Annotated in this window: 24 protein-coding genes; 21 read left to right on the top strand and 3 right to left on the bottom strand. The window is 66.9% G+C overall.

Annotation, left to right across the window (positions count from 1 at the left end; genetic code table 11):
- The 3 genes from QSJ18_RS19565 to QSJ18_RS19555 all read left to right on the top strand — a co-directional run.
- Positions 1-350, top strand: a 350-nt coding sequence (locus tag QSJ18_RS19565; protein ID WP_286328320.1) for a hypothetical protein, incomplete at its 5' end; no start/stop codon positions are given.
- A 9-nt stretch (positions 351-359) separates the two neighbouring features.
- The gene (locus tag QSJ18_RS19560; RefSeq protein WP_286328319.1) at positions 360-1,724 is read left to right on the top strand and encodes a hypothetical protein; all 1,365 of its coding nucleotides are present in this window, start codon (positions 360-362) and stop codon (positions 1,722-1,724) included.
- 27 nt (positions 1,725-1,751) lie between these two features.
- Positions 1,752-2,114, top strand: a complete 363-nt coding sequence (locus QSJ18_RS19555; protein WP_286328318.1) for a hypothetical protein — start codon at positions 1,752-1,754, stop codon at positions 2,112-2,114.
- Positions 2,115-2,145: 31 nt separating this feature from the next.
- Here QSJ18_RS19555 and QSJ18_RS19550 read toward each other — a convergent pair whose 3' ends face one another.
- The 3 genes from QSJ18_RS19550 to QSJ18_RS19540 form a co-directional block, all read right to left on the bottom strand.
- A complete protein-coding gene (locus QSJ18_RS19550; protein ID WP_286328317.1) occupies positions 2,146-3,222 on the bottom strand; it encodes a phosphotransferase in 1,077 nt (358 codons plus the stop codon).
- A gap of 60 nt (positions 3,223-3,282) precedes the next feature.
- Positions 3,283-3,621, bottom strand: coding sequence for a PspA domain-containing protein (locus QSJ18_RS19545; RefSeq protein ID WP_286328316.1), 339 nt, complete (start codon positions 3,619-3,621; stop codon positions 3,283-3,285).
- 82 nt (positions 3,622-3,703) lie between these two features.
- Positions 3,704-4,114, bottom strand: a complete 411-nt coding sequence (locus QSJ18_RS19540) for a DUF1844 domain-containing protein (protein ID WP_286328315.1) — start codon at positions 4,112-4,114, stop codon at positions 3,704-3,706.
- 259 nt (positions 4,115-4,373) lie between these two features.
- Between QSJ18_RS19540 and infC the strand changes: the two genes are divergently transcribed.
- The 18 genes from infC to tyrS all read left to right on the top strand — a co-directional run bounded on the left by infC (position 4,374) and on the right by tyrS (position 26,352).
- Positions 4,374-5,015 (top strand): translation initiation factor IF-3, encoded by a 642-nt coding sequence (gene infC, locus QSJ18_RS19535; protein ID WP_462476124.1) that lies wholly within the window; start codon positions 4,374-4,376, stop codon positions 5,013-5,015.
- Between the two features lie 126 nt (positions 5,016-5,141).
- Positions 5,142-5,336, top strand: coding sequence for a 50S ribosomal protein L35 (gene rpmI, locus QSJ18_RS19530; protein WP_286328314.1), 195 nt, complete (start codon positions 5,142-5,144; stop codon positions 5,334-5,336).
- Positions 5,337-5,378: 42 nt separating this feature from the next.
- The gene (gene rplT, locus QSJ18_RS19525; protein ID WP_286328313.1) at positions 5,379-5,759 is read left to right on the top strand and encodes a 50S ribosomal protein L20; all 381 of its coding nucleotides are present in this window, start codon (positions 5,379-5,381) and stop codon (positions 5,757-5,759) included.
- Positions 5,760-5,844: 85 nt separating this feature from the next.
- Entirely contained in the window at positions 5,845-6,654 is an 810-nt protein-coding gene (locus tag QSJ18_RS19520) for a TrmH family RNA methyltransferase (protein WP_286328312.1), read from the top strand.
- A 125-nt stretch (positions 6,655-6,779) separates the two neighbouring features.
- On the top strand, positions 6,780-9,254 hold the full coding sequence (locus QSJ18_RS19515; RefSeq protein ID WP_462476123.1) for a Tex family protein: 2,475 nt from the start codon (positions 6,780-6,782) through the stop codon (positions 9,252-9,254).
- 87 nt (positions 9,255-9,341) lie between these two features.
- Positions 9,342-10,394: a phenylalanine--tRNA ligase subunit alpha gene (pheS, locus tag QSJ18_RS19510; RefSeq protein WP_286328311.1), complete on the top strand. Its 1,053-nt coding sequence runs from the start codon at positions 9,342-9,344 to the stop codon at positions 10,392-10,394.
- Positions 10,395-10,468: 74 nt separating this feature from the next.
- Positions 10,469-12,940 carry a phenylalanine--tRNA ligase subunit beta gene (gene pheT / locus QSJ18_RS19505; RefSeq protein ID WP_286328310.1) on the top strand — a complete coding sequence of 824 codons (2,472 nt, stop codon included), beginning with the start codon at positions 10,469-10,471 and terminating at the stop codon, positions 12,938-12,940.
- Between the two features lie 69 nt (positions 12,941-13,009).
- Positions 13,010-14,044, top strand: a complete 1,035-nt coding sequence (gene argC / locus QSJ18_RS19500; protein ID WP_286328309.1) for an N-acetyl-gamma-glutamyl-phosphate reductase — start codon at positions 13,010-13,012, stop codon at positions 14,042-14,044.
- A gap of 2 nt (positions 14,045-14,046) precedes the next feature.
- Complete coding sequence (gene argJ, locus QSJ18_RS19495) at positions 14,047-15,303, top strand: bifunctional glutamate N-acetyltransferase/amino-acid acetyltransferase ArgJ (RefSeq protein WP_462476122.1); 1,257 nt, start codon at positions 14,047-14,049, stop codon at positions 15,301-15,303.
- On the top strand, positions 15,300-16,190 hold the full coding sequence (argB, locus tag QSJ18_RS19490) for an acetylglutamate kinase (RefSeq protein ID WP_286328307.1): 891 nt from the start codon (positions 15,300-15,302) through the stop codon (positions 16,188-16,190). Before argJ ends, argB begins: the two co-directional genes overlap by 4 nt.
- A complete protein-coding gene (locus QSJ18_RS19485) occupies positions 16,187-17,368 on the top strand; it encodes an acetylornithine transaminase (protein ID WP_286328306.1) in 1,182 nt (393 codons plus the stop codon). The genes argB and QSJ18_RS19485 overlap by 4 nt, the downstream gene beginning before the upstream one ends.
- On the top strand, positions 17,368-18,291 hold the full coding sequence (gene argF, locus QSJ18_RS19480) for an ornithine carbamoyltransferase (RefSeq protein WP_286328305.1): 924 nt from the start codon (positions 17,368-17,370) through the stop codon (positions 18,289-18,291). The genes QSJ18_RS19485 and argF overlap by 1 nt, the downstream gene beginning before the upstream one ends.
- Complete coding sequence (locus tag QSJ18_RS19475) at positions 18,288-18,800, top strand: arginine repressor (RefSeq protein WP_286328304.1); 513 nt, start codon at positions 18,288-18,290, stop codon at positions 18,798-18,800. Before argF ends, QSJ18_RS19475 begins: the two co-directional genes overlap by 4 nt.
- 79 nt (positions 18,801-18,879) lie before the next feature.
- A complete protein-coding gene (locus QSJ18_RS19470; RefSeq protein ID WP_286328303.1) occupies positions 18,880-20,079 on the top strand; it encodes an argininosuccinate synthase in 1,200 nt (399 codons plus the stop codon).
- Entirely contained in the window at positions 20,076-21,524 is a 1,449-nt protein-coding gene (gene argH, locus QSJ18_RS19465) for an argininosuccinate lyase (protein WP_286328302.1), read from the top strand. The genes QSJ18_RS19470 and argH overlap by 4 nt, the downstream gene beginning before the upstream one ends.
- Before the next feature lie 143 nt (positions 21,525-21,667).
- Positions 21,668-24,655, top strand: coding sequence for an AMP-binding protein (locus QSJ18_RS19460; protein WP_286328301.1), 2,988 nt, complete (start codon positions 21,668-21,670; stop codon positions 24,653-24,655).
- Positions 24,656-24,728: 73 nt separating this feature from the next.
- A complete protein-coding gene (locus QSJ18_RS19455) occupies positions 24,729-24,944 on the top strand; it encodes a Trm112 family protein (protein WP_286328300.1) in 216 nt (71 codons plus the stop codon).
- 109 nt (positions 24,945-25,053) lie between these two features.
- Positions 25,054-26,352, top strand: coding sequence for a tyrosine--tRNA ligase (gene tyrS, locus QSJ18_RS19450; protein ID WP_462476121.1), 1,299 nt, complete (start codon positions 25,054-25,056; stop codon positions 26,350-26,352).
- Positions 26,353-26,588 lie beyond the last annotated feature (236 nt).

Raw genomic sequence — 26,588 nt, 5'->3', positions numbered from 1 at the left:
AGATGCAACAATTGACTCTCGGTCGTCATTCATCTAGGGGGATGCTCGTTATGCAGGTTGATGCGGAAGAGATGTTGGCTGTCGCCGGTCAGTTCGATGCTCGGAAGACGACTTTGGAGGTCTCTCCGATTCGGGACCTGATATCCGCGGAAACAAAGGTATACGTCAATCTCGATATAAACTATGGAATCACCCGAGTAGATAAAGCTGTGTCGTGGATAGTGAAGCTCCGCGATGCAAGATTCGGATTCTGGTCGGAAGCGTTGCAAAAGTCTGCGAAAGGGTATCGCGATACGGACGAAATTGCGAGTATTCGGATAGATCACATCCCGTCCTTGCCGGCGTCTTGAGGTGTTGGTGTGGCATATCCAGACAAAGAGATGATTCAGGATCTGAATTTTGATCGACTGCGTTCTGTCTCAAAGAGCGCATCGTTGCTTTCGGATTTACTCGAAAAGGATGCGACCTTCATCTACGATGTAATTGCTAGAATGGACTGGTCTGGTATCGCGCGGGATGCTGCTGAAACCAAGGCATATAACGAGAAGAAATCGTATAATGGCATGTCTGACAGTCTCGCTCATGTGGCGTCGGTGATGGACCAGGCTGAGGAGCGGTTAACAGACCTCGGTCAACGAATAAAAACTGAGTGGATATCGGCCGAGGATGATGAATACTCTGTGAGTAAAAGCGGCTGGAATGTCGCCGATTCTCGTGTCTACGATGAAGATTCGGATACGGCGATTAGGGATGAGCGAGCGACCGAAGCGCTGAACATTCAGTCACGGCTGGTGGCGTTGGCCAGGGAGTTTCATCTAGCCGACTCCTTGGCGTCTTTGGATCTGTATGAGTCGATGAATACATTGGAGGGGTTGACTCCTGTCAGTGCGGGGACGACCACGAGGGACCAGCGCTCATTCGATATCTTTTTGTCGCAGTTTGGGCGGGAACCCAAGACGCCCGTGGATTTTGCAACCGCGACAGCGTTGAACCCTGAAACATCGAACAGAATTTACAAAGATCATCAGTCCAACGTGATTGTTATTCCGATTAATCCGGTTCCAGGCGGGGGTGTCGTCCGCGTCGGGCAATTTATCCAAGAGCGTGACGTAAGTAATCTGACTTGGAAGAATCCTGCTGCACGAAACGCGGGGGACAATCGGGGTCCGGACATCAACTTCGATCCACAGAATGCGAGGGTGACGACGTATATTGACTATGAGAACGGTGTCGTTATTATGCGCCAGAACCCGTCTGTGAGGATAGATGAGCATGGAATCGCTAAAGATCAGGAGACGGGATCTCCGAAAGGGACTGTGTATCAGGCGCCAGATGGATCCGTGGCCGTCACATACGAGGCCGCCGACCCGATAGGGTTGGGTGGCGAGACTTCTCGCATAGGTATGGGAGTGAATGGAACTATCGTGGCAACGCCTGGGGTTGACGGCGCAGCACCGACGGTGGGCGGTTTCCGGACGGACTACCCGTGGATGGAAGTCCACCACACGTCGGTCGATGGTGCTCAGTCAACCGTGACCGTCGACCGTCCCCAAGGGCTTGGTACTGGCAGCTCTGTCGGACCCGCTCTGAATCTCAATCGCTACCATGAGTTCGGTCCCGAATCTGAGTCTGGAGATGCTCATCACATTGAGGGCGCCCAAGACGCTGGGCGTCCACCGACGCAAGGGAAATGGAAAAATGCGGTCGGACATGATTACGGGTGATCAATGACAACGGGAGCAGGCGGGACTGTGGCGCGAAACTACGGTGCGCTGGGCTTCCTCACCACGGTGTCGGTGGCCATTTTGGCGACACTCTACTTCTTTGCCGCTGACCCGATGGCTGATGCCTATGCACTCGAGGGTCGCGCGCGGAGCATCTTACTGGCGTCCCCCTTCGTGCTGATCGGGGTGTGCTTGGTTCTCGGCATCTCGCTTGTGTGGTTCGATGGTTGGCGGCGGCAGCTCGGGTGGGGACTGGTTTTCGGCATCGTGATTCCGGCGTCGCCGTGGATTGCCGTTCTCGCCCTCTGGTTTTGGCCGGTGGCCGCTGTGCTGATCCTGATTGGAATCGTCGCGCTGCTGTGGCGGCGCTCTCTGCGTGACGTGTCCTGATCCGCCGGGACCTTCTCGGCTGCAGCCGCTCTCAATGCTCCAGCCGCGCGATCGCCTCGGCCGTGTCCAGGTCGTCGAAGGCGAACGCATAGCGTTCTGCCAGCGCGACGGCGATGTCGGGACGCTGCCACAGTTCGCCGGCGCTGGCGGTGCACAGCCAGAGAGTGAGGCCGTGCGCGACCGACGCCCGGTAGCCGAGTTCGATCTCCTCGGCACTCGGGCACTCGCCGGCGGGAAGACCCAAGGCGTCGCGGTATTCGCCCAGCAGATCCCACTCGGCACGTCGTCGATCCTCGACGGTGAGCGCACCTTGCAGGAAGTAGCCAAGGTCCAGGGAGAAATTGCCACGGCGCGCGACCTGCCAGTCGAGGAAGCCGAGCTGATCGCCGATCAGGTATGTGTTACCGATGTGCGGGTCACCGTGCAGCAGCGTCTGCGAAGTTGTTGTGAGAGTACGGATATAGGGCTTCCAGATCTTCTCCAGCAGCTCATCGATACCCAGTGAGGTGACCGCCGGGGGAGTGTCTTCGGGCATCCGTTCGTAGGCTGCCGGCAGTGGCGCGATCTCCATGCCGTTCCACGGGTGAAACGGTTCGAGCCAGTCGAGTTCCGGTGTGCTGCAACGCTCTCCCCAGAATGCGCCGTGCAACTGTGCGAGACCTCGAACCCCGGAGGCGGCCTGTTCGACGGTCAGCGGACGGGTGGCATCACGAGGATCCGCTCCGCGTTCGGTCAGGTCCTCCATCACCAGGACGAAGTCCTCGGACTCGGCGTCGATCTGCGTCGCGAACACGGTGGGGTGCTCGACGGGCAGGTCGACTCCAGACGCAAACAGCCGGGGTTCGTGCAGGAGGCCGCTGGTGATCCGGAGGAGATCCTTGTGGGCCTCGTCGACGCCCTTGACGAAGACCGACGCCGGCCCTGTCCCGGTCGCATACGTCAGGGCGAGGCGTGCGCGGCGGTTGGTGCCGTCGTCGCGTTCGGTGATGGCGACGGTGTCCACGACTGCTCCGGCATGATGCGCGCTGAGCGCGCGGGTCATCCATTCCGGCGTGATGTCCGCCAGATCGGTCGGCAACGGCAGTGTCGGGGGCACCTCGGTCGTCATCGTCCGGACGCTAGGGCGATCGTGGTGCGGACGCCTTCGGTTGTCCCGCTGGGTGGGGTGTTACTTGCCCATCGACTTGCGGATCTCTTCGAGCTTCTTCTTGGCCGCCTCGTCGCGCTTGCGCATCATCTCATCGACCTGTTGCCCCTCGGGACTCTCCTCGGCGAGTTCCTGCGAACCGATCGCGGTGCCGATGCGGTTCTGGATCTTCCCGCGCACGAAGTCAAAGGTGGGGACGCCGGACTCGGTGTAGTTCGGGTCGGGAATCGGCGGCAGGTAGCCCGAGGGCGTGGCCGGGGTCTGCGTCGACGAGTCGACCACCTCGCCCTCGATGATCTGACCCTCCGGGGCATCGGACTGCGTCGGATCGTCGGCGGTCTGATCTCCGGGGCTGCTCATAGATGTCAGCCTAGTTCCCGCTGCCCGGATACCCCAGCGATGGCCGATGCGTGGGGTTGTGGACAGGTTCGGCAGTGGCAGATCAGGCTCTGACGGGACCGGTGAACTTCTCGCCCGGGCCCTCACCGGGCTCGTCGGGGTAGGAGCTCGCCTCGCGGAACGCGAGCTGCAGGGCCTTGAGGCCGTCGGTGATCGGCTTGCGGTGCAGCCCGAGGTCGGCCTGGGCCGCCTTGACCAGGCCGGCCAGCGCGTTGATGAGTGCCCGCGCTTCGGACATGTCCTGGTACTGCTCGTCGCCGCCGGCCTCCGGACCGACCTTCTCGGCGGCAGCACTCATCAGCATGAGCGCGGCACGGGTGATCACCTCGATCGCGGGAATAGTCGCGAGTTCGCGGACGTTGTCGGCGTCGGTTGGTGTGTTCGCGGTCTGATCAGGTGTCGGATCGCTCTCACCAGCAGGGGAGTCCGACGGCGAATAGGCGTTTTCGCTCATGGCTGTTAGACTTCCATAGCACGACCGCCCTGGCATTGCCCGGGGTCGCAAGTGGAGTTCCGCTCCCACCGCTACGACGCGAGTCGCCGACAACTCGGCACCGCAGTTGTACGGTCCGGTTCACAGCCGATTGTCGCAGCACTCACCTTCGGGGTGGGTGTCGCATGTCGGCGCCCGACGACTGTCGAGGAATCGGTCGGTAACGGAGCCCTGCCGGTGACAAACTCACCGCGGGGCTCTTATCGCCGAGAGGGTGCACATCACTGGCGTCCCGGCACATCGCGGCGGTCCCCTTTGCAGGATTGATCAAGGAGGCCCCATCAGCACTGAGACCCGCATCAACGAGCGCATCCGCGTCCCTGAGGTCCGACTCGTCGGACCGAATTCGGAGCAGGTGGGCATCGTGCGTGTTGAAGATGCGCTTCGCTTGGCCTACGAAGCCGATCTGGACCTGGTCGAGGTCGCCCCGGACGCACGTCCGCCGGTGTGCAAGATCATGGACTACGGCAAGTTCAAGTACGAAGCGGCCCAGAAGCAGCGCGAATCGCGTCGCAACCAGCAGATGACCGTCATCAAGGAGCAGAAGCTCCGGCCCAAGATCGACGACCACGACTACGAGACCAAGAAGGGTCACGTCGTCCGGTTCCTCGAAGCGGGTTCCAAGGTGAAGGTCACCATCATGTTCCGCGGCCGTGAACAGTCCCGGCCCGAACTCGGCTACCGCCTGTTGCAGCGACTCGGAAACGATGTCGCCGACTACGGATTCGTCGAGACCTCGGCCAAGCAGGACGGCCGGAACATGACCATGGTCCTAGCCCCGCACAAGGGCGCGAAGACGCGCGCGAAGGCGCAGGAGACCCGCGACCGCGCGGCCGGCACCGAGGCCGCAGCGGACGAGTAGCTCAGTCGGCGGCCCGAGCGGTGGACCGAGATCCACCGCGACGGCCGACGGCATACGACATGCGGACCGGTACTCCCGAACCCGACCAGGGTCCGGAACTACCGTTCGCCCGGATAAAGGAAGAACATGCCCAAGAGCAAGACCCACAAGGGAACCGCCAAGCGGTTCAAGGTGACCGGCAGCGGCAAGATCGTTCGCCAGAAGGCCAACCGTCGCCACCTGCTGGAGCACAAGTCCTCGCGCCGCACCCGTCGTCTCGACGGCACCACCGTGGTGAGCGAGAACGACGCCCCTCGCATCAAGCGACTGCTCAACCTCTGATCTGGTTGACCACCAGACATCTGACGAACAAAAGGATCTGACATGGCACGCGTGAAAAGGGCGGTGAACGCCCAGAAGAAGCGTCGTTCGACGCTGGAGGCTTCCAAGGGCTACCGCGGACAGCGTTCGCGGCTGTACCGCAAGGCCAAGGAGCAGCAGCTCCACTCGCTGACTTACGCCTACCGGGACCGTCGCGCCCGCAAGGGTGAGTTCCGCAAGCTGTGGATCGCGCGTATCAACGCTGCGGCCCGCCTCAACGACATCACCTACAACCGCTTCATCCAGGGTCTGAAGGCTGCCGGCGTCGAGGTCGACCGCAAGGTCCTCGCCGACATCGCCGTCACCGACCCGGAGGCCTTCACCGGCCTGGTCGAGGTGGCTCGCAAGGCGCTGCCGGCCGACGTCAACGCCCCGGCTGCCTGACGTCCCGCCGCACCGGCATCAGCAGTACCCCGACACGACCCGCGAGAGAAGCGGAGACAACGATTTCCATGACGGAGTTCATCCGATGATGGAGACCTTGTCCGAACGCTCCTCGCGGGTCGTGTCGTATGCAAAGCTCCACCGCGCCGCGACCCGGCGCGACCAGGGCCGCTTCCTCGTCGAGGGCGCCAATTCGGTGACCGCGGCCATCGTCAGCGGCCACGCCGAGACGATCCTGGTCACCGAGGACGAGCAGCATCGGCACACCGCTGTCGTCGACGCCGCCCGGTTAGCGGGCCTGCCCGTCGTCGCCGTGACCGCGCGCGCCGCCGCCAAACTGGCCGAGACGACCACCCCGCCCGGCATCTTCGCGGTCAGCACCTTGCTCGACGCGTCACTCACCGAGGTGCTCGCCGCCGGCCCCCGCATGCTGGCGGTCGCCGTCGAGGCGCGCGAACCCGGCAACGCCGGAACGCTGATCCGCTGCGCCGATGCGATGGGCGCCGACGCCGTCGTGCTGCTCGGCGACGCCGTCGACCCGCACAACGGCAAATGCGTGCGCGCCAGCGCCGGCAGTGTCTTCCACCTGCCGGTGGTGCGCGAACGCGACGTCGAGGCCACCCTCGCCGCGATCCGGGCCGCCGGGGTGCAGATCCTGGCCACCGCCGCCGACGGCGAGGTCTGCATCGACGACGCCGACGATCTGCTCGCCGCACCCACCGCCTGGCTGTTCGGCAACGAGGCACACGGCCTGCCCGCCGACGTGCAGGCGGCCGCCGACCACCGGATCGCTATTCCGATCCGGGGACGCGCCGAAAGTCTCAACGTCGCCGCGACGGCTGCCATCTGTCTGTACGCGGGCGCGCGGGCGCAGACTCGGCACAACCCGTCCTGACCTGGGGCGACGGCAGGTCGCCGAACTGGCGGCGGGTCGCGGACACGGGCTGTCGGGGTGGCGCTGTAGGGTCGCCTCTCGTGTCTGATACTTCCGCGCCCGCATCGGTATCCGCGTCCACCCCGATCACCGGCGATCCGGTGATCCCGACCGCCCCGTCGCCGGAGGCGGTGACGGCGTCGATCGCCAAAACCATCGCCGACGAACTCGGCGTCGGCGTTGGCCAGGTTCGTGCCGCGATCGAGTTGCTCGACGGCGGATCGACGGTGCCCTTCGTCGCCCGCTACCGCAAGGAGGTCACCGGCGGTCTCGACGACGTCGCGTTGCGCACGCTCGACGAGCGGTTGGAGTATCTGCGCGAACTCGAGCAGCGCCGGACCACGGTCCGTGAGTCGATCGCCGCGCAGGGCAAACTCGACGCCGCGCTGGACGCCCGAATCCTGGCCGCCGACAGCAAGGCCCGCCTCGAAGACATCTACCTGCCGTATAAACCCAAGCGCCGCACCAAGGCTCAGATCGCCCGCGAAGCAGGACATCAGCCGGTCGCCGATGCGCTGCTGGCCGACGCGAACACCGATCCGGCCGCCTACACCACCGAACAACTCGACGGGGCGCGCGCCATCATCGTCGAAACCATCGCCGAGGACGCCGACCTCGTCGGCGAACTGCGCGAGACGATGTGGTCGCGCGGCATGCTGCGGACCGCGGTCCGGGACGGCAAGGAATCGGCGGGCGCCAAGTTCGCCGACTACTTCGAATTCTCTGAACCGTTCACGTCGCTGCCGTCGCACCGGGTGCTGGCCGTGCTGCGCGGTGAACGCGAAGACGTCCTGTCGGTGACCTTCGACGCCGACCCGGACGCGGCGGAGCGCCCGGTCGGGCCGACCGTCTACGAGCAGCGCATCGCCGTCCGGTTCGGTATCGCCGATCACGGACGCGCCGCCGACCGCTGGCTGCTCGACACCGTGCGGTGGGCGTGGCGCACCAAGCTGTTCGTCGGATTGTCGCTGGACACCCGGATGCGGCTCAAGCAGGCCGCCGAGGCCGACGCGGTGGCGGTCTTCGCCACCAACCTGCGCGACCTGCTGTTGGCGGCGCCGGCCGGCGCCCGGACCACGCTCGGCCTCGACCCCGGACTGCGGACCGGTGTCAAGGTCGCGGTGGTCAACGAGACCGGCAAGGTGGTCGAGACCGCGACGATCTATCCGCATGAACCGCGGCGGGACCGGGCCGGTGCGCTCGCCGTCCTCGGGGCGCTCGTAGCGCGGCACGGCGTCGAACTGATCGCGATCGGCAACGGCACCGCCTCCCGCGAGACCGACGCGCTGGCCGCTGAGCTGGTGGCCGCGATCGCCTCGTCCGGAGGCAAGGCGCCGATCAGTGTCGTGGTGTCCGAGGCCGGCGCGTCGGTGTATTCGGCGTCCGCCTACGCCTCCAAGGAACTGCCGGATCTGGACGTCTCGCTGCGCGGCGCCGTATCGATCGCGCGCCGACTGCAGGATCCGCTCGCCGAGTTGGTGAAGATCGACCCGAAGTCGATCGGCGTCGGCCAGTACCAGCACGACGTCTCCGAGACGCTGCTCGCCCGGTCCTTGGGTGCGGTCGTCGAAGATGCCGTGAACGCGGTCGGCGTGGACGTCAACACGGCGTCGGTGCCGCTGCTGTCGCGGGTGTCGGGTATCACCGCGGGACTCGCGGAATCGCTTGTCGCCCACCGCGACGCGAACGGAGCGTTCAGTAGCAGGCAGGCGATCACGGCCGTGCCTCGGCTCGGTCCCAAGGCGTTCGAGCAGTGTGCGGGCTTCCTCCGGATCACCGGCGGCGACAATCCGCTCGACGCGTCCGCGGTACACCCGGAGTCCTATCCGGTGGTAGCCCGGATCATCGAGAAGGTCGGCAAGGACGTGCGCGAGGTCATCGGCGACAGCCGCACGCTGACCGCGCTGCGGCCCGACGACTTCGTCGACGAGAAGTTCGGCCGCCCGACGGTCATCGACATCATCGCCGAACTCGACAAACCCGGTCGTGACCCGCGCCCGGAGTTCAAGACGGCGACCTTCGCGGCCGGGATCGAGAAGGTCTCCGACCTCACCCCCGGCATGGTTCTGGAAGGTCAGGTCACCAACGTCGCGGCCTTCGGCGCATTCGTCGACGTCGGCGTGCACCAGGACGGTCTGGTGCACGTGTCGGCGATGGCCAACCGCTTCGTCTCCGACCCGCGGGAGGTCGTCAAATCCGGCGACATCGTCAAGGTCAAGGTGATGGAGGTCGACGTCGAGCGCAAACGCATCGGACTGTCGCTGCGCCTTGACGACGAGCCGGGTACGACGGGCGGCGGACGCGGCCGCGGCGGGTCGGGCCAGTCCGGTGCCGCCGTCGACCGCGGCGGCCGACCGAACGGCAACGGACGGCAGGGCGGCGGACGGCAAGGCAACGGACAGCAGGGCAACGGACAGCAGGGCAACGGACGGCAGGGCGGCAATGCCCGCCAGGGGGACCGGCAGCAGGGACGCGGCGGCAGCAACGGGCGCCGCGACAACCGGCCCGCGCCCGGCGGTGCCATGGCCGATGCACTCAAGCGGGCCGGATACAGCGGCTGACCTGATCCCGCAGGTCAGCGCCGCACCACGGTCGACTACCCTGGTTGTCCGACAAGACCTTCAGCGCACACGAGGAGAACCCCGAACGTGGCATCTTCCGCCGACCAGCCGGTCTTCCCGGAACCTCAGGAGCTCGACGAGGCCGCGGCCGCGGCGATCGCGGCGTTCACCGCGGCCGCGGATCTCGACGCGCTGGCCGAGGCCAAGACCGCGCACCTCGGTGATCGGTCGCCGATCGCGCTGGCCCGACGCGCGCTGGGTTCGCTGCCCAAGGATGAGCGGTCGGCCGGTGGAAAGCTGGTGAACGAGGTCCGCGGTCGGGTGTCGGCGGCGCTCGACCTGCGCAGCGCGACCCTGCACGCCGAACGCGATGCAGCGGTGCTGGTCGCCGAGGCCGTCGACGTCACCCTGCCGTCGGGTCGTCGCCGGGTGGGTGCACGCCACCCGATCACGGTGATCGCCGAGCAGGTCGCCGACGTCTTCGTCGGGATGGGCTGGGAGATCGCCGAGGGGCCCGAGGTCGAGACCGAACACCACAACTTCGACGCGCTGAACTTCCTGCCCGATCATCCGGCGCGGTCGATGCAGGACACTTTCTACATCGCGCCGGAGGGGTCTCGGCAGGTACTGCGCACGCACACCTCGCCGGTGCAGGTTCGCTCCATGCTCAGCCGCGACGTGCCCATCTATGTGGCGTGCCCCGGCCGGACCTTCCGCACCGACGAACTCGACGCCACCCACACCCCGGTCTTCCACCAGATCGAGGGACTCGCCGTCGACAAGGGACTCACCCTGGCCAATCTGCGCGGCACGCTGGAAACCTTCGCCAAGGCGTTGTTCGGCCCGGATACCACCACCCGCATGCGGGCCAGCTATTTCCCCTTCACCGAACCGTCGGCGGAGGTCGATGTGTGGTTCCCGGCCAAGAAGGGTGGCGCCGGCTGGGTGGAGTGGGGTGGCTGCGGCATGGTCAACCCGAATGTGTTGCGGGCCAGCGGTATCGATCCGGATGTGTACTCGGGGTTCGCCTTCGGTATGGGTCTCGAACGCACCCTGCAGTTCCGCAACGACATCACCGACATGCGCGACATGGTGGAGGGCGACATCCGTTTCACCTTGCCGTTCGGTCCGGCCGCCTGATCCCGGCCCGACGCGCAGACCCGACGCCGACCGTCTCAACCAGCCCGACGCGACATCGAAGGAAGTAAACCAAAGTGCGTGCCCCACAGTCCTGGTACACCGAGGTGCTCCGGCAGGGCGACCCGCAGTGGTCGGCGACCACCGCGGAGATCGACGCCGGTTTCGTGCGCGTCGGTTTCGAGATCGAGGACATCGACGTCTTCCCACAGATCACCGGTCCGCTGGTCATCGGCCGGGTGGTGGCGATCGAGGAGCTCACCGAGTTCAAGAAGCCGATCCGTTTCTGCCAGGTCGAGGTCGGGGAGGACCAGCCCCGTGACATCGTCTGCGGCGCGCGCAACTTCGCCGAGGGTGACCTGATCGTCGCGGCGCTGCCCGGCACCGTGCTGCCCGGCCCGTTCGAGATCGCCACGCGCAAGACCTACGGCAAGACCTCCGACGGCATGATCTGTTCGGTGTCGGAACTGGGTATCGGCACCGATCATGCGGGGATCCTCGTGCTGGCACCGGGAACCGCCGAACCCGGCGCCGACGCGCGGATCGTGCTCGGTCTCGACGACGCAGCCATCGATGTGAACGTGACGCCGGATCGCGGATACGCGTTCTCCATCCGCGGCCTGGGACGTGAACTGGCCGGCAGTTTCGGTGTGCCGTTCGTCGATCCGGCGGGTGCCGACCCGGCGATCGCAGGCGAGGGTGCGGCCTGGCCGGTCGCCATCGACGCCGATTCGGGTGCCACCCGGTACACCGCCCGGGTCATCGAGGGCGTCGATCCGAGCGCGCCGTCGCCGTGGTGGATGCAGAAGCGTCTGCTGATCGCCGGGATCCGTCCGATCTCGGCCATCGTCGACGTGACCAACTACGTGATGATCGAATTCGGGCAGCCATTGCACGCCTTCGACGCCGACCGTGTGACCGGCACCGTGACCGTGCGCGCGGCGCAGCCGGGGGAGAAGTTGCGGACTCTCGACGACGTCGATCGCGTACTCGATCCCGAAGATGTCGTCATCGCCGACGAGACCGGCCCGATCGCGCTGGCCGGTGTCATGGGCGGCGGGACGACCGAGGTCGGCGACCAGACCACCCGCGTCCTGCTGGAGTCGGCGACCTTCGATCCGGTGCGGGTCTTCCGGACCGGTAAGCGTCACAAGCTCACCTCGGAGGCCAGCAAGCGTTTCGAGCGCACGGTCGACCCGGAGGTCACTGTCGCGGCGTCCGACCGTGCTGCCCGGCTGATCGTCGAGATCGCAGGCGGCGCCATCGCATCGCCGCTGTCGGAGGCGCGGGTCGAGGTGCCCGCCGCGGCGCCGATCACCATTGCCGCCGACGAACCGGACCGTGTCGCCGGTATCGGCTACCCGGCCGGGACCACCGCCAAGCGGCTGGTCGAGGTGGGATGCACGGTGTCGGGAACCGACCCGCTGACCGTCGTGGCACCCTCCTGGCGTCCCGACCTGCGTCAGCGCGCCGATCTCGTCGAGGAGGTGCTGCGGCTGGAAGGTCTGGAGCACATTCCGGCGATCCTGCCGTCGGCGCCCGCGGGCACCGGGCTGACCCCGGCACAGCTGCGCCGCCGCAGCATCGGCCGAACGCTGGCGCTCGACGGGTACGTCGAGGTTCTGCCGTATCCGTTCATGCCTGCCGGTGGCCTGGACGCCCTGGACCTGCCCGCCGACGACGATCGCCGCCGGGCCGTGAAGGTGCTCAATCCGCTGGAGTCGGACCGCCCGGAACTGAACACCACGCTGCTGCCGGGCCTGTTCGAGATGGCCGCCCGCAACATCGCCCGTGGTCAGCGCGACCTCGCGCTGTACACCATCGGTCAGGTGGTACGTCCAGGTGATCATGTCGCCCCGGTACCGCCGATCGACGTCACGCGACGCCCGACCGACGAGGAGATTGCGGCACTCGATGCCTCGCTGCCCGCCCAGCCTGTCCGGGTGGCCGTGGTGCTCACCGGACAGCGTGATCCGGCCGGACCGTGGGGACCCGGCCGCGACGCCGATCACCTCGATGCCTTCGAAGCGGCACGCGCGATCGGCCGGGCGGCCGGGGTGACCATCGAGCTGACCGCCGACGACCATCGGCCCTGGCATCCGGGACGCTGTGCGAAGCTGACCGTCGACGGTGTCCTCGTGGGCCATGCCGGTGAGTTGCATCCCGCCGTCCTGGAACGCACCGGGCTGCCGAAGCGGGCCTGCGCGGTGGAGATCGAGATCGACCGGCTGCCGTTGACGTCGGTGCTGCCCGCGCCGTCGGTGTCGGTGTTCCCGGCCGTCCTGCAGGACGTCGCGGTGGTCGTTGCCGAGAGTGCCGCCGCCGCCGCTGTGGCGCAGGCACTGCGGGCCGGTGCCGGTGAGTTGCTGGAGTCCATCGAATTGTTCGACGTCTTCACCGGTGAGCAGGTCGGTGCCGGGCACAAGTCGCTGACCTTCGCTCTGCGTTTCCGGGCCGCGGACCGCACTCTCACCGAGGATGAGGCCAACGCCGCCAAGCTCGCCGCGGTCGCGCATGCGGCTGAAGCAGTGGGTGCGCGTCTGCGGTGACGCCGCGTCGGCGCAGTCCCCAACGGGCCGCCAATGTATTGATTTGCAGCATGGTGCATAATCATCGATATGACGATCAAGGTGGCGGTAGCCGGCGCGAGCGGCTACGCGGGTGGCGAGATCCTACGACTGCTAAGCGGCCATCCGCGCCTGCGATCGGGCGAGCTGGAGATCGGTGCACTCACCGCGGGAGGCAATGCCGGAAGTCTGCTCGGCGCCCACCATCCGCATCTGCTGCCGCTTGCCGACCGGGTGTTGTCGGAGACCACCCCCGAGGTGCTGGCCGGACATGACGTCGTATTCCTCGGCCTGCCGCACGGCACGTCGGCGGTGCTGGCCGACCAGTTGCCGCCGTCGACGCTGATCATCGACTGCGGCGCCGACTTCCGGCTGACCGACGCCCAGGCCTGGGCCGATTACTACGGCGGCGACCATGCCGGCACCTGGCCTTACGGTCTGCCGGAACTGCCGGGAAACCGGGAGGTCCTCAAGGATGCGAGCCGGATCGCGGTTCCCGGGTGCTATCCGACGGTGTCGGTGATGTCGCTTCTGCCCGCGCTGGCGGCCGGTCTGACCGAACCGCACGTGACCATCGTCGCGGTCAGCGGTACCTCGGGTGCCGGTCGGGCGGCGAAGGTCGATCTTCTCGCCAGTGAGGTCATCGGCTCGGCTCGCGCATACGGCGTCGGCACGCACCGGCATACCCCGGAGATCGCCCAGTCGCTGTCGGCCGCCGCCGACCAGCCGGTGACGGTTTCCTTCACGCCGGTGCTGGCGCCGATGTCGCGCGGCATCCTGGCGACCTGCACGGCCCGGACCACCGCGTCGGCCGCCGAGGTGCGGGCGGCGTATGACAAGGCCTACGCAGATGAACCGTTCGTCCATCTCCTGCCGGAGGGGCAGCTGCCTGCCACCGGATCGGTGATCGGATCCAACGCGATTCAACTGTCGGTGACCGTCGACGAGCGGTCTGGGACGCTGGTCGCCGTCGGGGCGATCGACAATCTGACCAAGGGCACCGGCGGTGCCGCCGTGCAATCGATGAACCTGGCGCTGGGCTGGGATGAGACCGAGGGACTGAGCACCGTGGGAGTGGCGCCGTGAGCGTGGAGATTCCGAATAGTCAGAACCCCGACGACCGGATCGAGGGCGGCGCACCCGGCGACGTGCCCCGGCTGGTACGTGAACAGGGCGTGACCGCGCCCCTCGGTTTCCGTGCCGCTGGTATCGCGGCCGGGATCAAGGCTTCCGGCAACGCCGATCTCGCGTTGGTGTTCAACGAGGGCCCCGACAACGTCGCGGCCGGCGTCTTCACCCGTAATCAGGTGAAGGCTGCGCCGGTGCTGTGGTCCCAGCAGGTGCTGACCACCGGCAGACTGCGTGCGGTCATCCTCAACTCGGGTGGTGCCAACGCCTGCACCGGTCCGGGTGGATTCCAGGACACGCATCGGACCGCCGAGGCCGTCGCCGACGCACTGAGCAACTGGGGGACGAGTACCGGTGCGGTGGAGGTCGCGGTCTGCTCGACCGGGCTGATCGGCGACCGGCTGCCGATGGACAAGGTACTCGCCGGTGTCACCGAGATCGTCCAGGAGATGGGCGGCGGACTGTCGGGTGGCACCGATGCGGCCTACGCCATCATGACCACCGACACCGTGCCGAAACAGGCTGCGCTGCACCATCCGCAGGGATGGAACGTCGGTGGCATGGGAAAGGGTGCGGGCATGATGGCGCCCTCGCTCGCCACGATGCTGGTCGTGCTGACCACCGATGCGCAGGCCTCTGGCGAGCAACTCGACCTCGCGCTGCGCCGGGCCACCGCCCGCACCTTCGACCGGCTCGACATCGACGGTTCCACGTCGACGAATGACACTGTGTTGCTGCTCAGTTCGGGTGCCAGCCAGATCCCGGTGGAGCAGAAGGACCTGGACGCCGCGGTGTTCGCGGTGTGCGACGACCTCGCCGCACAGATGCAGGCCGACGCCGAAGGAGTCACCAAGCGGATCTCGATCACGGTCGAGAACGCCCGGACCGAGGACGACGCGCTGACCGTGGCGCGGATCGTCGCCCGCGACTCGCTGGTCAAGACCGCGTTGTTCGGTTCCGACCCCAATTGGGGCCGTGTGCTGGCGGCGACCGGAATGGCGCCGTTCCCGCTCGAACCCGACCGCATCTCGGTGTCCTTCAATGGAAGTCCGGTGTGCGTCAACGGTTTCGGTGCCGAGGGCGCCCGCAACGTCGACCTGTCCGGACTGGAGATCGCGGTGGTCATCGACCTCGCGCTCGGCGACCAGGCCGCGACCGTGCGGACCACCGACCTGTCGCACGCGTATGTCGAAGAGAACTCGGCGTATTCCTCATGACCGAGAACCAGACCACCCCCGCCATCGACCGGGCCGCGATCCTCGCCGAGGCGCTGCCCGCGCTGCAGGAACTCGCCGGCGCCACCGTCGTCGTCAAATACGGCGGCAACGCGATGGTCGACGACGATCTCAAGCGGGCCTTCGCCGCCGACATGGTCTTCCTGCGTGCCTGCGGGATTCATCCGGTGGTGGTGCACGGTGGCGGTCCGCAGATCTCGGCGATGCTCAAGCGGCTCGGTCTCACCGGGGAGTTCAAGGGTGGCTTCCGGGTCACCACTCCCGAGGTGATGGATGTTGCCCGGATGGTGCTCTTCGGCCAGGTCGGCCGCGAACTCGTGGGGCTGATCAACGCACACGGACCCTATGCCGTCGGCATAACCGGCGAGGATGCCCATCTGTTCACCGCGACGCGGCGGACCGTCCTGGTCGACGGCGTCGCCACCGATATCGGTCTCGTCGGTGACATCACCGCAGTCAACACCTCGGCGGTGCTCGATCTGCTGGGTGCGGGCCGTATTCCGGTGGTTTCGACCATCGCACCGGACCGTGACGGCGTCGTACACAACATCAACGCCGACACCGCGGCCGGTGCGCTGGCCGAGGCTCTCGGGGCGAGCAGGCTGGTCATGCTCACCGACGTCGAGGGTCTGTACACCGATTGGCCCGACCGCGGTTCGCTGGTCGAACAGATCAGCGCCGACGACGTCGAAATGCTGCTGCCCAAACTGGATTCGGGCATGGTTCCGAAGATGGAGGCGTGTCTGCGTGCGGTTCGCGGCGGCGTCGAATGTGCGCATGTGATCGACGGTCGCGTACCGCATTCGGTCATCGCCCAGCTGCTCACCACCGCATCCACCGGCACCACGGTCTCCCAGGAGAAGTCATGACCCAGCCCTTGCAGCAGCGGTGGTCCACCGCGCTGATGAACAACTATGGGACTCCCACCCTCGCGCTGACCCACGCCGAGGGCGTCCACGTCTACGACGCCGACGGCAAGCGCTACCTCGACCTGCTCGGCGGGATCGCGGTGAACTCGCTCGGCCATGCGCACCCGGCGGTGGTGGCTGCGGTCACCGAACAGATCCAGACGTTGGGGCATGTCTCGAACCAGTACATCAACCCGCGTGTGGTGGAACTCGCCGAGAAGCTGCTCGACAAGTTCGGCCATCCCGGTCGGGCGTTCTTCTGCAATTCGGGGACCGAGGCGAACGAGGCGGCGTTCAAGCTGGCGCGCCTGACCGGCCGCCCCGAGATCGTGGCCGCGGAGAAGGCTTTCCACGGTCGCACCATGGGTGCGCTCGCCATGACCGGGCAACCGGCCAAACGGGCTCCGTTCGAGCCGATGCCGCCCGGGGTGCGCTTCGTGCCCTATGGTGACGTCGCCGCCCTCGATGCCGCGATCAGCGAACGGACCGCTGCGGTCATCCTGGAGCCGATCCTCGGCGAGTCCGGTGTCGTCGTCCCACCTGCGGACTACCTGGCAGCCGCGCGGCGCCTCACGACTGAACGCGGTGCGCTGCTCATCCTCGACGAGGTGCAGACCGGCGTGGCCCGGACCGGCACCTTCTTCGCCCATCAGGCCGCCGGAGTGGTGCCCGACGTGATGACCCTGGCCAAGGGACTCGGCGGCGGAATGCCGATCGGTGCGGTCATCGCGGCCGGCGCGGCTGCCGATCTGTTCACCCCCGGCCAGCACGGCACCACCTTCGGCGGAAACCCGGTCAGTGCCGCCGCGGCACTCGCCGTGATCAAGACCATCGACGACTCGGGGCTCACCGAACATGTTGCCGCCGTGGGCAAGACGATCGCGGCCGGTATCGAGGACCTCGGGCATCCGCTGATCTCGCATGTGCGCGGATCGGGGCTGTTGCTCGGGGTGGTACTCACCGACGAGGTGTCGGGCAAGGTCGAGGCCGCCGCACGGTCGGCCGGCTATCTCATCAACGCGCCTGCACCCGACGTGCTCCGCCTGGCTCCGCCGCTGATCCTCACCGAGGAGCAGGGCAACGACTTCGTAGCGGCATTGCCGGGCATCCTCGATGCGGCAACCGGAAAGGACAAGTGATGACGCGGCATTTTCTGCGTGATGACGATCTCACCCCGGCTGAACAGGCCGAGGTCTTGGCGCTCGCGGCGCAGGTGAAGGTGAATCCGTTCGCCCACCGCCCGCTGGAGGGGCCGCGTGGTGTCGGGGTGATCTTCGACAAGAACTCGACCCGCACCCGATTCTCCTTCGAACTGGGGATCGCGCAGCTCGGCGGGCATGCGGTCGTGGTGGACGGCCGCAACACCCAGCTCGGCCGTGAGGAGACCCTGGAGGACACCGGCCGCGTCCTGTCCCGGTTCGTCGACGCCATCGTCTGGCGGACCTTCGGTCAGGACCGGCTGGAGGCCATCGCGTCGACCGCGACGATCCCGGTCGTCAACGCGCTCTCCGACGAGTTCCACCCCTGCCAGGTCCTCGCCGACCTCCAGACGATCATCGAGCACAAGGGCAAGGCCGCCGGCCTGAAGATGACCTATCTCGGTGACGGCGCCAACAACATGGCGCATTCGCTGGCGCTGGGCGGCGTCACCGCGGGTATGCACGTCACGATCAGCGCACCCGAGGGCTTCCAGCCGGACCCGGTGGTCATCGCGGCCGCGCAGGAGCGGGCGGCGACTACCGGGGGATCGGTGCGCATCGTCGGCGATCCCGTCGCGGCGTCGGCCGGCGCGGACGTGCTGGTCACCGACACCTGGGTCTCGATGGGGCAGGAGGAAGACGGTAAGGATCGGGTCGCGCCGTTCCGGCCGTACCAGATCAACGACGACCTTCTCGCCGGCGCCGCTCCGGGTGCGATCGTGCTGCACTGTCTGCCCGCCCATCGGGGCGAGGAGATCACCGACGCGGTCATCGACGGACCTGCCAGTGTCGTCTTCGATGAGGCCGAGAACCGGCTCCACGCGCAGAAGGCGCTGCTGATCTGGCTGCTGGAGCATCAGTGACCGCGGCGAGCCGACCCGATCAACCCGACCATCGCCTCGCGGCGACCCGGGCGGGCCGGCACGCGCGCATCGTCGCGATCCTGGCGGCTAACCAAGTGCGCAGCCAGTCCGAGTTGCAGCGACTGCTCGCCGGGCAGGGCATCGAGGCGACACAGGCGACGCTGTCGCGTGACCTCGACGAACTCGGTGCGGTGAAGTTGCGGGCGGCCGACGGTGGTGCCGGCGTGTACGTGGTGCCCGAGGACGGTGCGCCGGTGCGCGGGGTCTTCGGCGGCACGGACCGGTTGTCGCGGCTGCTGGCCGACCTGCTGGTGTCCAGTGACGCCAGTGGCAATCTGGCGGTGCTGCGTACGCCGCCCGGTGCCGCCCACTATCTGGCGAGTGCGATCGATCGTGCGAATCTGCCGGATGTGGTCGGCACGATCGCGGGAGATGACACCATTTTCGTAGCGGCCCGCGAACCGCTGACCGGCATCGACCTGGCCCGACGAATCGAGGGGCTCGTCTAGCGTGCCCCGCCTCCAACCCGGTCAACAGTCCAACGGATAATTCCTCACAAGACGGTAAGAAACAGGAGCTCACACCACAATGGCGGAACGCGTCGTACTCGCATACTCGGGCGGCTTGGACACCTCGGTTGCGATCAGCTGGATCCAGAAAGAAACCGGCAAGGAGGTCGTCGCGGTCGCGCTCGACCTCGGCCAGGGCGGCGAGGACATGGAGGTCGTGCGTCAGCGCGCGATCGACTGCGGTGCCGTCGAAGCCGTCGTCGTCGACGCGCGCGATGAGTTCGCCGACGACTACTGCCTGCCCGCGATCAACACCAACGCGCTGTACATGAACCGGTACCCGCTGGTGTCGGCGCTGTCGCGCCCGCTGATCGCCAAACATCTGGTGACCGCCGCGCGCGATCACGGCGGCACGGTCGTCGCGCACGGCTGCACCGGCAAGGGCAACGACCAGGTGCGTTTCGAGGTCGGCTTCGCCAGCCTCGCACCCGATCTGGACGTCATCGCGCCGGTCCGTGACTACGCGTGGACGCGGGAGAAGGCGATCGCTTTCGCCGAGGAGAACGACATCCCGATCACGGTGACCAAGAAGTCGCCGTTCTCCATCGACCAGAACGTCTGGGGTCGTGCGGTCGAGACCGGCTTCCTCGAGGATCTGTGGAACGCCCCGACCAAGGATGTCTACGACTACACCGAGGACCCGACGGTCCACTTCAACGCACCCGACGAACTGATCATCTCCTTCGACAAGGGCCGCCCGGTCGCCATCGACGGACGTCCGGTGAGCGTGCTCGGTGCGATCGAGGAGCTCAACCGGCGGGCAGGCGCGCAGGGTGTCGGTCGTCTCGACGTCGTCGAGGACCGTCTGGTTGGTATCAAGAGTCGTGAGGTCTACGAGGCCCCCGGCGCGATGGTGCTGATCAAGGCTCACGAGGAACTCGAACACGTCACCATCGAACGTGAGCTGGGACGTTACAAGCGCCTCACCGACCAGAAGTGGGCCGAGCTGGTCTATGACGGTCTGTGGTTCTCGCCGCTGAAGCGGTCGCTGGATGCTTTCGTGACCAGCACTCAGGAGCATGTCTCCGGCGACATCCGCCTGGTCCTGCACGCGGGCAGCGTCATCGTCAACGGTCGTCGCAGCGACGAGTCGCTCTACGACTTCAACCTCGCGACCTACGACGCGGGCGACAGCTTCGACCAGTCCGCCGCGCGTGGCTTTGTCGAGTTGCACGGTCTGTCGTCGAAGATCGCCGCGAAGCGAGATCTGAACCTGTGAGCACCGGCTCGGCACACGGCACCAACGAGGGCTCGCTCTGGGGCGGACGATTCGCGGGCGGCCCGGCCGACGCGATGGCCGCCCTCAGCAAGTCCACCCATTTCGACTGGGTGTTGGCCCCCTTCGACATCGAGGCGTCGAAAGCGCATGCGCGCGTACTTAATCGTGCGGGTCTGCTGACCGACGACGACCTGGCCGGCATGCTGGCGGGTCTGGACCGGCTGGCGGCCGATGTCGCCGACGGTACATTCGGTCCCGCGGAGTCCGACGAGGACGTGCACGGGGCACTCGAACGGGGGCTGATCGAGCGGGTCGGTGCCGAGCTGGGCGGCCGGTTGCGGGCCGGAAGATCCCGTAACGACCAGGTGGCCACCCTTTTTCGCATGTGGCTGCGGGCCGCGATGCGACGGGTGGCTCTCGGCCTGATCGACGTCGTCGAGGCGCTGACCGCGCAGGCGGCCGCACACCCGGATGCGATCATGCCGGGTAAGACGCACCTGCAGGCAGCGCAGCCGGTCCTGTTGGGGCATCACCTGCTCGCCCACGCGCAGCCGCTGCTGCGCGACCTCGACCGGCTGGCCGACGCGGATCGTCGGACGGCGGTGTCGCCCTACGGGTCCGGAGCACTGGCTGGTTCGTCGCTCGGACTGGATCCGGCCGCGATCGCGGCCGATCTGGGCTTCGACGCGCCGGCCGAGAACTCTATCGATGCGACCTCGGCGCGCGATTTCGCGGCGGAGGCCGCCTTCGTATTCGCGATGATCGCCGTCGACCTGTCCCGGCTGTCGGAGGAGATCATTCTGTGGTCGACGCCGGAGTTCGGCTATGTGACCCTCGCCGACGCGTGGTCGACGGGCAGTTCGATCATGCCGCAGAAGAAGAACCCCGACGTCGCCGAACTGGCCCGCGGCAAGGCCGGCCGACTGATCGGCGATCTCGCCGGACTCCTGGCCACCCTGAAGGCGCAGCCGCTGGCCTACAACCGGGACCTGCAGGAGGACAAGGAACCGGTCTTCGACGCGGTCGCACAGCTGGAGCTGCTGTTACCGGCGATCACCGGGCTGGTGTCCACGCTGGTCTTCCACACCGACCGGATGGCGGAGTTGGCGCCGGCCGGGTTCACCCTGGCCACCGACATCGCGGAGTGGCTGGTCCGGCAGGGCGTGCCGTTCCGGGTGGCCCACGAGGTGGCCGGGGCGTGTGTACGCGAGGCCGAGTCGCGCGGTGTGGGCCTCGACGGGCTCGACGACGAGACCCTGGCCGCCATCGACCCGCACCTCACTCCGCAGGTACGCGAGGTGCTGTCGGTGCGCGGTTCAGTCGAGTCGCGGAATGCGCACGGCGGGACCGCGCCGCAGCAGGTCACACGGCAGATCGGGGTCATCACCGGGCAGGTGGCGTCCCTTCGGCCGGGCTGGGAGAACGCACTGGGTGGGCGCGGCTGACCCAGTAACCGGGCTGTCGGGGCCGACGGTAGAGTGACGCGGGTCACCATCTGAATGCGGGGCGGTGGTGCCGCCACATGCGTAGTCGAGCAGCGATGAACCGGCTGATGTCCATCGGTTCATGGCGGGAGGGATCGAGGACGATGGCTGGTTTACCGAGGTTCCCCGATGTCGGGGGAATGGTCGACAGGGTTGTCGCGACCGCGCAGAACGGTCTGGAGGTCCTGCGGCTCGGAGGGTTGGAGACGGGCACCGAACCGGCCCCGTTCACCGTGGTCGAGACGGCCGAGATGTTCCGGCTGCGCCGCTATTTCCCCGACGAGCACCGCGACGCCCCGAACGTGCTGATGGTCCCGCCGATGATGGTGTCGGCCAACGTCTACGACGTCACCGAGCACAATGGCGCGGTGTCGATTCTGCATCGCAGCGGTATCGCGCCCTGGGTCGTCGACTTCGGATCGCCCGACACCGAGGCCGGTGGCATGGAACGGACTCTGGCCGACCATGTCGTCGCGGTCAGCCAGGTCATCGACCTGATCGTCGAGGGGACGGGTCGCCCGGTCCATCTGGCGGGATACTCCCAGGGCGGCATGTTCGCCTATCAGACAGCGGCGTACCGCCGTTCCAAAGATCTGGCCAGCGTCATCACCTTCGGGAGCCCGGTCGACGTTCTGGCCGCACTGCCGTTGGGGCTACCGGCCGGGCTGGTGGCGCCCGGCGCGGAGTTCCTCGCCGACAAGGTCCTCAGTCGCAGCCGCAACCTGTGGATTCGGGACTGGATGGCGCGGACCGGCTTTCAGCTGCTCGACCCGGTCAAGACCATCCGCAGCCGGATCGATTTCCTGCGTCAGCTCCACGACCGCGAAGCGCTCCTGCCGCGCGAGGACCAGCGCCGTTTCCTCGAAGCGGATGGTTGGGTGGCCTGGTCTGGGCCGGCGATCGCCGAACTGCTGCGGCAGTTCGTGGCGCACAATCGCATGGTGTCCGGCGGTTTCGTGATCAACGGCGATCTAGTGTCGCTCGCCGAGATCACGTGTCCGATATTGGCTTTCGTCGGGGAGGCCGACGACATCGGTCAACCTGCCGCGGTCCGCGGGATCGTCCGCGCGGCGCCCAACGCGAAGGTGTACGAATCACGGCTGGCGGCAGGGCATTTCGGCCTGGTTGTGGGTAGTGCGGCGGGCAGCCACACCTGGCCGACCGTCGCCGATTGGGTCAACTGGGTGTCCCTCGATGCCGACAAACCGCCGATGATCTCCGACATGGAGGCCGTCGCGCCCGGACACGGCGGTGGTGTGACGCTGGCGTCGCGGCTGACCCATGGCGTCGGATCGGTCGCCGACGCAGGCAGCGCCGCGTCGCGGGAGGTCGTCGGGATTGCCAACTCGCTGCAGCGCACCTCACGTGCGGTGGCACAGGAATCGCTGCGCACCGTGCCGCGGTTGTTCCGCCTCGGCCAGATTCAGTCCGGCACCAAGATCTCGCTGGGCAAACTCATGTCCGAGAACAGTAAACGCAACGGGCACAAGGAACTGTTCCTCTTCGAGAACCGGGTCCTGACCCATGCCCAGGTGAACACTCGTATCGACAACGTGGTCGCCGGGCTCATCGAATGCGGTGTCCGGCCCGGTCAGCACATCGGTGTGCTGATGGATACCCGTCCGAGTGCGCTGGTGGTCGTGGCGGCGTTGTCGCGACTCGGTGCGGTCGCGGTGATGCTGGCCCCCGACGCCGACGTCACCGAGATGCTGCAACTGTCGAACAGTGCGGTGATCGTCACCGATCCCACGAACCTGCCGCAGGCCGTCGAGCATGGCGACAAGGTTCTTGTCCTCGGCGGTGGCAGCGGTACGTCGCGCACCGTCGACGGCGTCGACGGCAGTGCGGTCATCGACATGGAGCAGATCGATCCGGCGCAGGTTCGGATGCCGGCGTGGTATCGGCCCGATCCTGGTGCCGCAGGCGATCTGGCGTTCATCCTGTTCACCAGGGCGGGCGGCAGGCTGGCGCCGTGGCCGGTGACCAACCACCGGTTCGCGCAGTCCGCCTTCGGTGCCGCCGCGGCCGCTGCACTGAGCGACCGCGACACCGTGTACTGCCTGCCCCCGCTTCACCACGCCTCGGGTCTGCTTACCACGCTGGGTGCGACGGTGGTCGGACGCTCGCGGATCGCGTTGTCGAACGGGATCGACCCGGAGGATTTCGCCACCGAGGTGCAGCGCTACGGCGTCACCGTGGTGTCCTACACCTGGACGATGCTCCGGGACATCGTGCGGGCCGAGGGTTTCCACATCAATCAGCACAACCCGATCCGACTGTTCATGGGTTCGGGTATGCCGCTGGGCCTGTGGGACGACGTGACCGCGAGCTTCCCGCGCGCCCGCGTACTCGAGTTCTTCGCGACCGCCGACGGTGCGGCCATCCTCGCCAACGTGCCGGCCGACAAGCCCGGATCGATGGGACGTCCACTGCCGGAGACGAATCCGGTCGAGATCGCGGCCTACGACGTCGAAGCCGGACAGCTGATCATCGACGACGAGGGGTTTGTCCGGAAGGCCGAGGTGGGGGAGCCTGGACTGCTGTTGTCGCGTGCGCGGCACCGGTACGACTCGTCGTCGACGCTGCTGCGTGACGTCTTCGACGTCCATGACCGCTGGGAGGTCTCCGGGCATCTGTTCGCCCGTGACGGTGACAACGACCTGTGGTTGCTTGGCACGCTCGACTCACTGATCCGTGCTGCCGATGGGCCGGTGTTCACCGCTCCCGCCGAACTGGCGTTGTCGCGGATGCGCGGCGTCGACCTGGCGGTCATGTACGGCGTCGGCGAACCTGGCAGGCAGATCCCGGTCGCGGCGATCACTCTGCGTGCGGGCACCGGAATCGAGTCGCTGACGCCGACGCAACTGCGGGTCGCGCTCGGTGAGTTGCCCGCGAGTCAGCGTCCCCGCCTGATCCGCGTGGTCGAGGAGATCCCGGTGTCGAACTCCTACCGGCCACTGTCGCGAGACCTCGCGGCCGAGGGGATCCCGCGCCCCGGTGGGCCGGTCTGGTATCGCGACGACGCCGGACGCTACCGCAAGTACACCCGCACCGCCGCCGCGAATGCTGGATGGGCGACGGCGATAGGGTGAACACCGGTCGATCCGCGCGTAGGTCGCCGGACGCGTACCACCAGATTCCGACAAGAAGGACGAGGAAACGACAGTGACGTCACGTGCCGAGGCCATCGACCCGATCACCCGGGAACGCCTGGTCTGCCCGCAGGATCACGGTCCGCTGATCAATGCCGGTGACGAGCTGTACAACCCGCGCCTGCGTGTCGCCTACCGTATCGACGCCGATGGCATCCCGGTGATGCTGGCGGACGAGGCACGCGCTGTCGACGACGCCGAACACAACCGACTGACGTCGTCGAACTGAGTTAGACGACGCCGATCGTGCTGTTCGGTCGCATGCCCGTACGACCCGGATGTCCTGCGGGTACGCCCGGGTGCGGGGCGATCGGCGCCCGGATGACAAAATCGACGGTGTGACCACGCAGAATTCGGCCCCGGCAACTCCGGTCGACATCGTCGACGAACTCCAGTGGCGAGGTCTGATCGCCCAGTCCACCGATCTGGACGCGTTGCGCGCCCGCGCCGCCGAGGGGCCGATCACGCTCTATGCCGGCTTCGACCCCACCGCTGCGAGTCTGCATGCCGGACACCTGGTGCCGCTGCTGACGTTGCGGCGGTTCCAGCTGGCCGGTCATCGGCCGATCGTGCTCGCCGGTGGTGCCACCGGACTGATCGGTGATCCGCGCGATGTCGGCGAACGCACCATGAACTCCACCGACACCGTCGCCCAGTGGGCGACCCGCATCGATGCCCAACTTCGACGTTTCGTCGACATCGATGACACACCGTCGGGTGCTGTCGTCGCCAACAACCTGGACTGGACGGCCGGGTTGTCGGCGGTGGACTTCCTGCGCGACCTCGGTAAGCACTTCTCGATGAATGTCCTCCTCGGTCGCGACCTGGTTCGCCGCCGGCTCGAGTCTGACGGCATCAGCTACACCGAGTTCAGCTATGTGCTGCTGCAGTCGAACGACTTCTTGGAGCTCTTCCGCCGGTACGGCTGCGAACTGCAGGTCGGCGGATCAGATCAGTGGGGCAATATCGTCAGCGGTATCGACCTGACCCGACGGGTCGAGGGCGCAGGAGTGCACGGCTTCACCGTTCCGCTGGTCACCTCGTCGGACGGGAAGAAATTCGGCAAGTCGACGGGCGGTGGCAGCCTCTGGCTCGATCCGGAGATGACCAGCCCCTACGCCTGGTACCAGTACTTCGTGAACACCGCGGACGCCGACGTCGTTCGCTACCTGCGCTGGTTCACCTTCCTCGATCGGGCTGAGATCGAGGAGCTCGAGCGCGCCACCACCGAGACCCCGCATCTCCGGATCGCGCAAAAGCGTCTCGCCGCGGAGATGACGACGCTGATCCACGGCGCCGATCAGACCGCAGCTGTCGAGTTGGCCAGTCAAGCCCTGTTCGGTCGCGCCGAACTCGGCGAACTCGATGAGCAGACGCTGGCCGCGGCAGTGGGGGAGACGACGATCGCCGACTACGCGGGCGAGCGGCCGACCATCGTCGGCCTTCTCGTCGACACCAAACTCGCCGACAGCAACAAGGCAGCTCGCCGCGCCATCGGTGAGGGCGGTGCATATGTGAACAACGCGAAGATCACGGACCCGGAGTGGGTGCCGGCGGATGACGATCTGCTGCACGGTCGGTGGTTGGTGGTCCGACGCGGCAAGAAGAACTTCGCCGGAGCGCGCGTAACGCGCTGACCAGGCGATTTGACGTCGTGTTCGCCCCTGTGTAACTTAATCGACGCACCGCAGAGAGCAACTTCCCCGGGGCCAACGGGAACCGGGGAGATTGTCAGCGTCTCAGACCGGAAGATCAGAGACGCTGGACGCGGTGCCGGCCAAGCCGAGTGATCAGCTTGCCGCGGCAGACCGGAATCCCTCAGGGAGCCGATTTGCTCGGGCGAGAATCACCTGGTAGGCTGGAATGGTTGCCT

Origin of the sequence: Gordonia heveisoli (assembly GCF_030315745.1) — a bacterium.
In the GTDB taxonomy this organism is placed as follows: domain Bacteria; phylum Actinomycetota; class Actinomycetes; order Mycobacteriales; family Mycobacteriaceae; genus Gordonia.
Note: the sequence above shows the minus strand (reverse complement) of the source record. Positions and strands in the feature narration are given on the sequence as shown.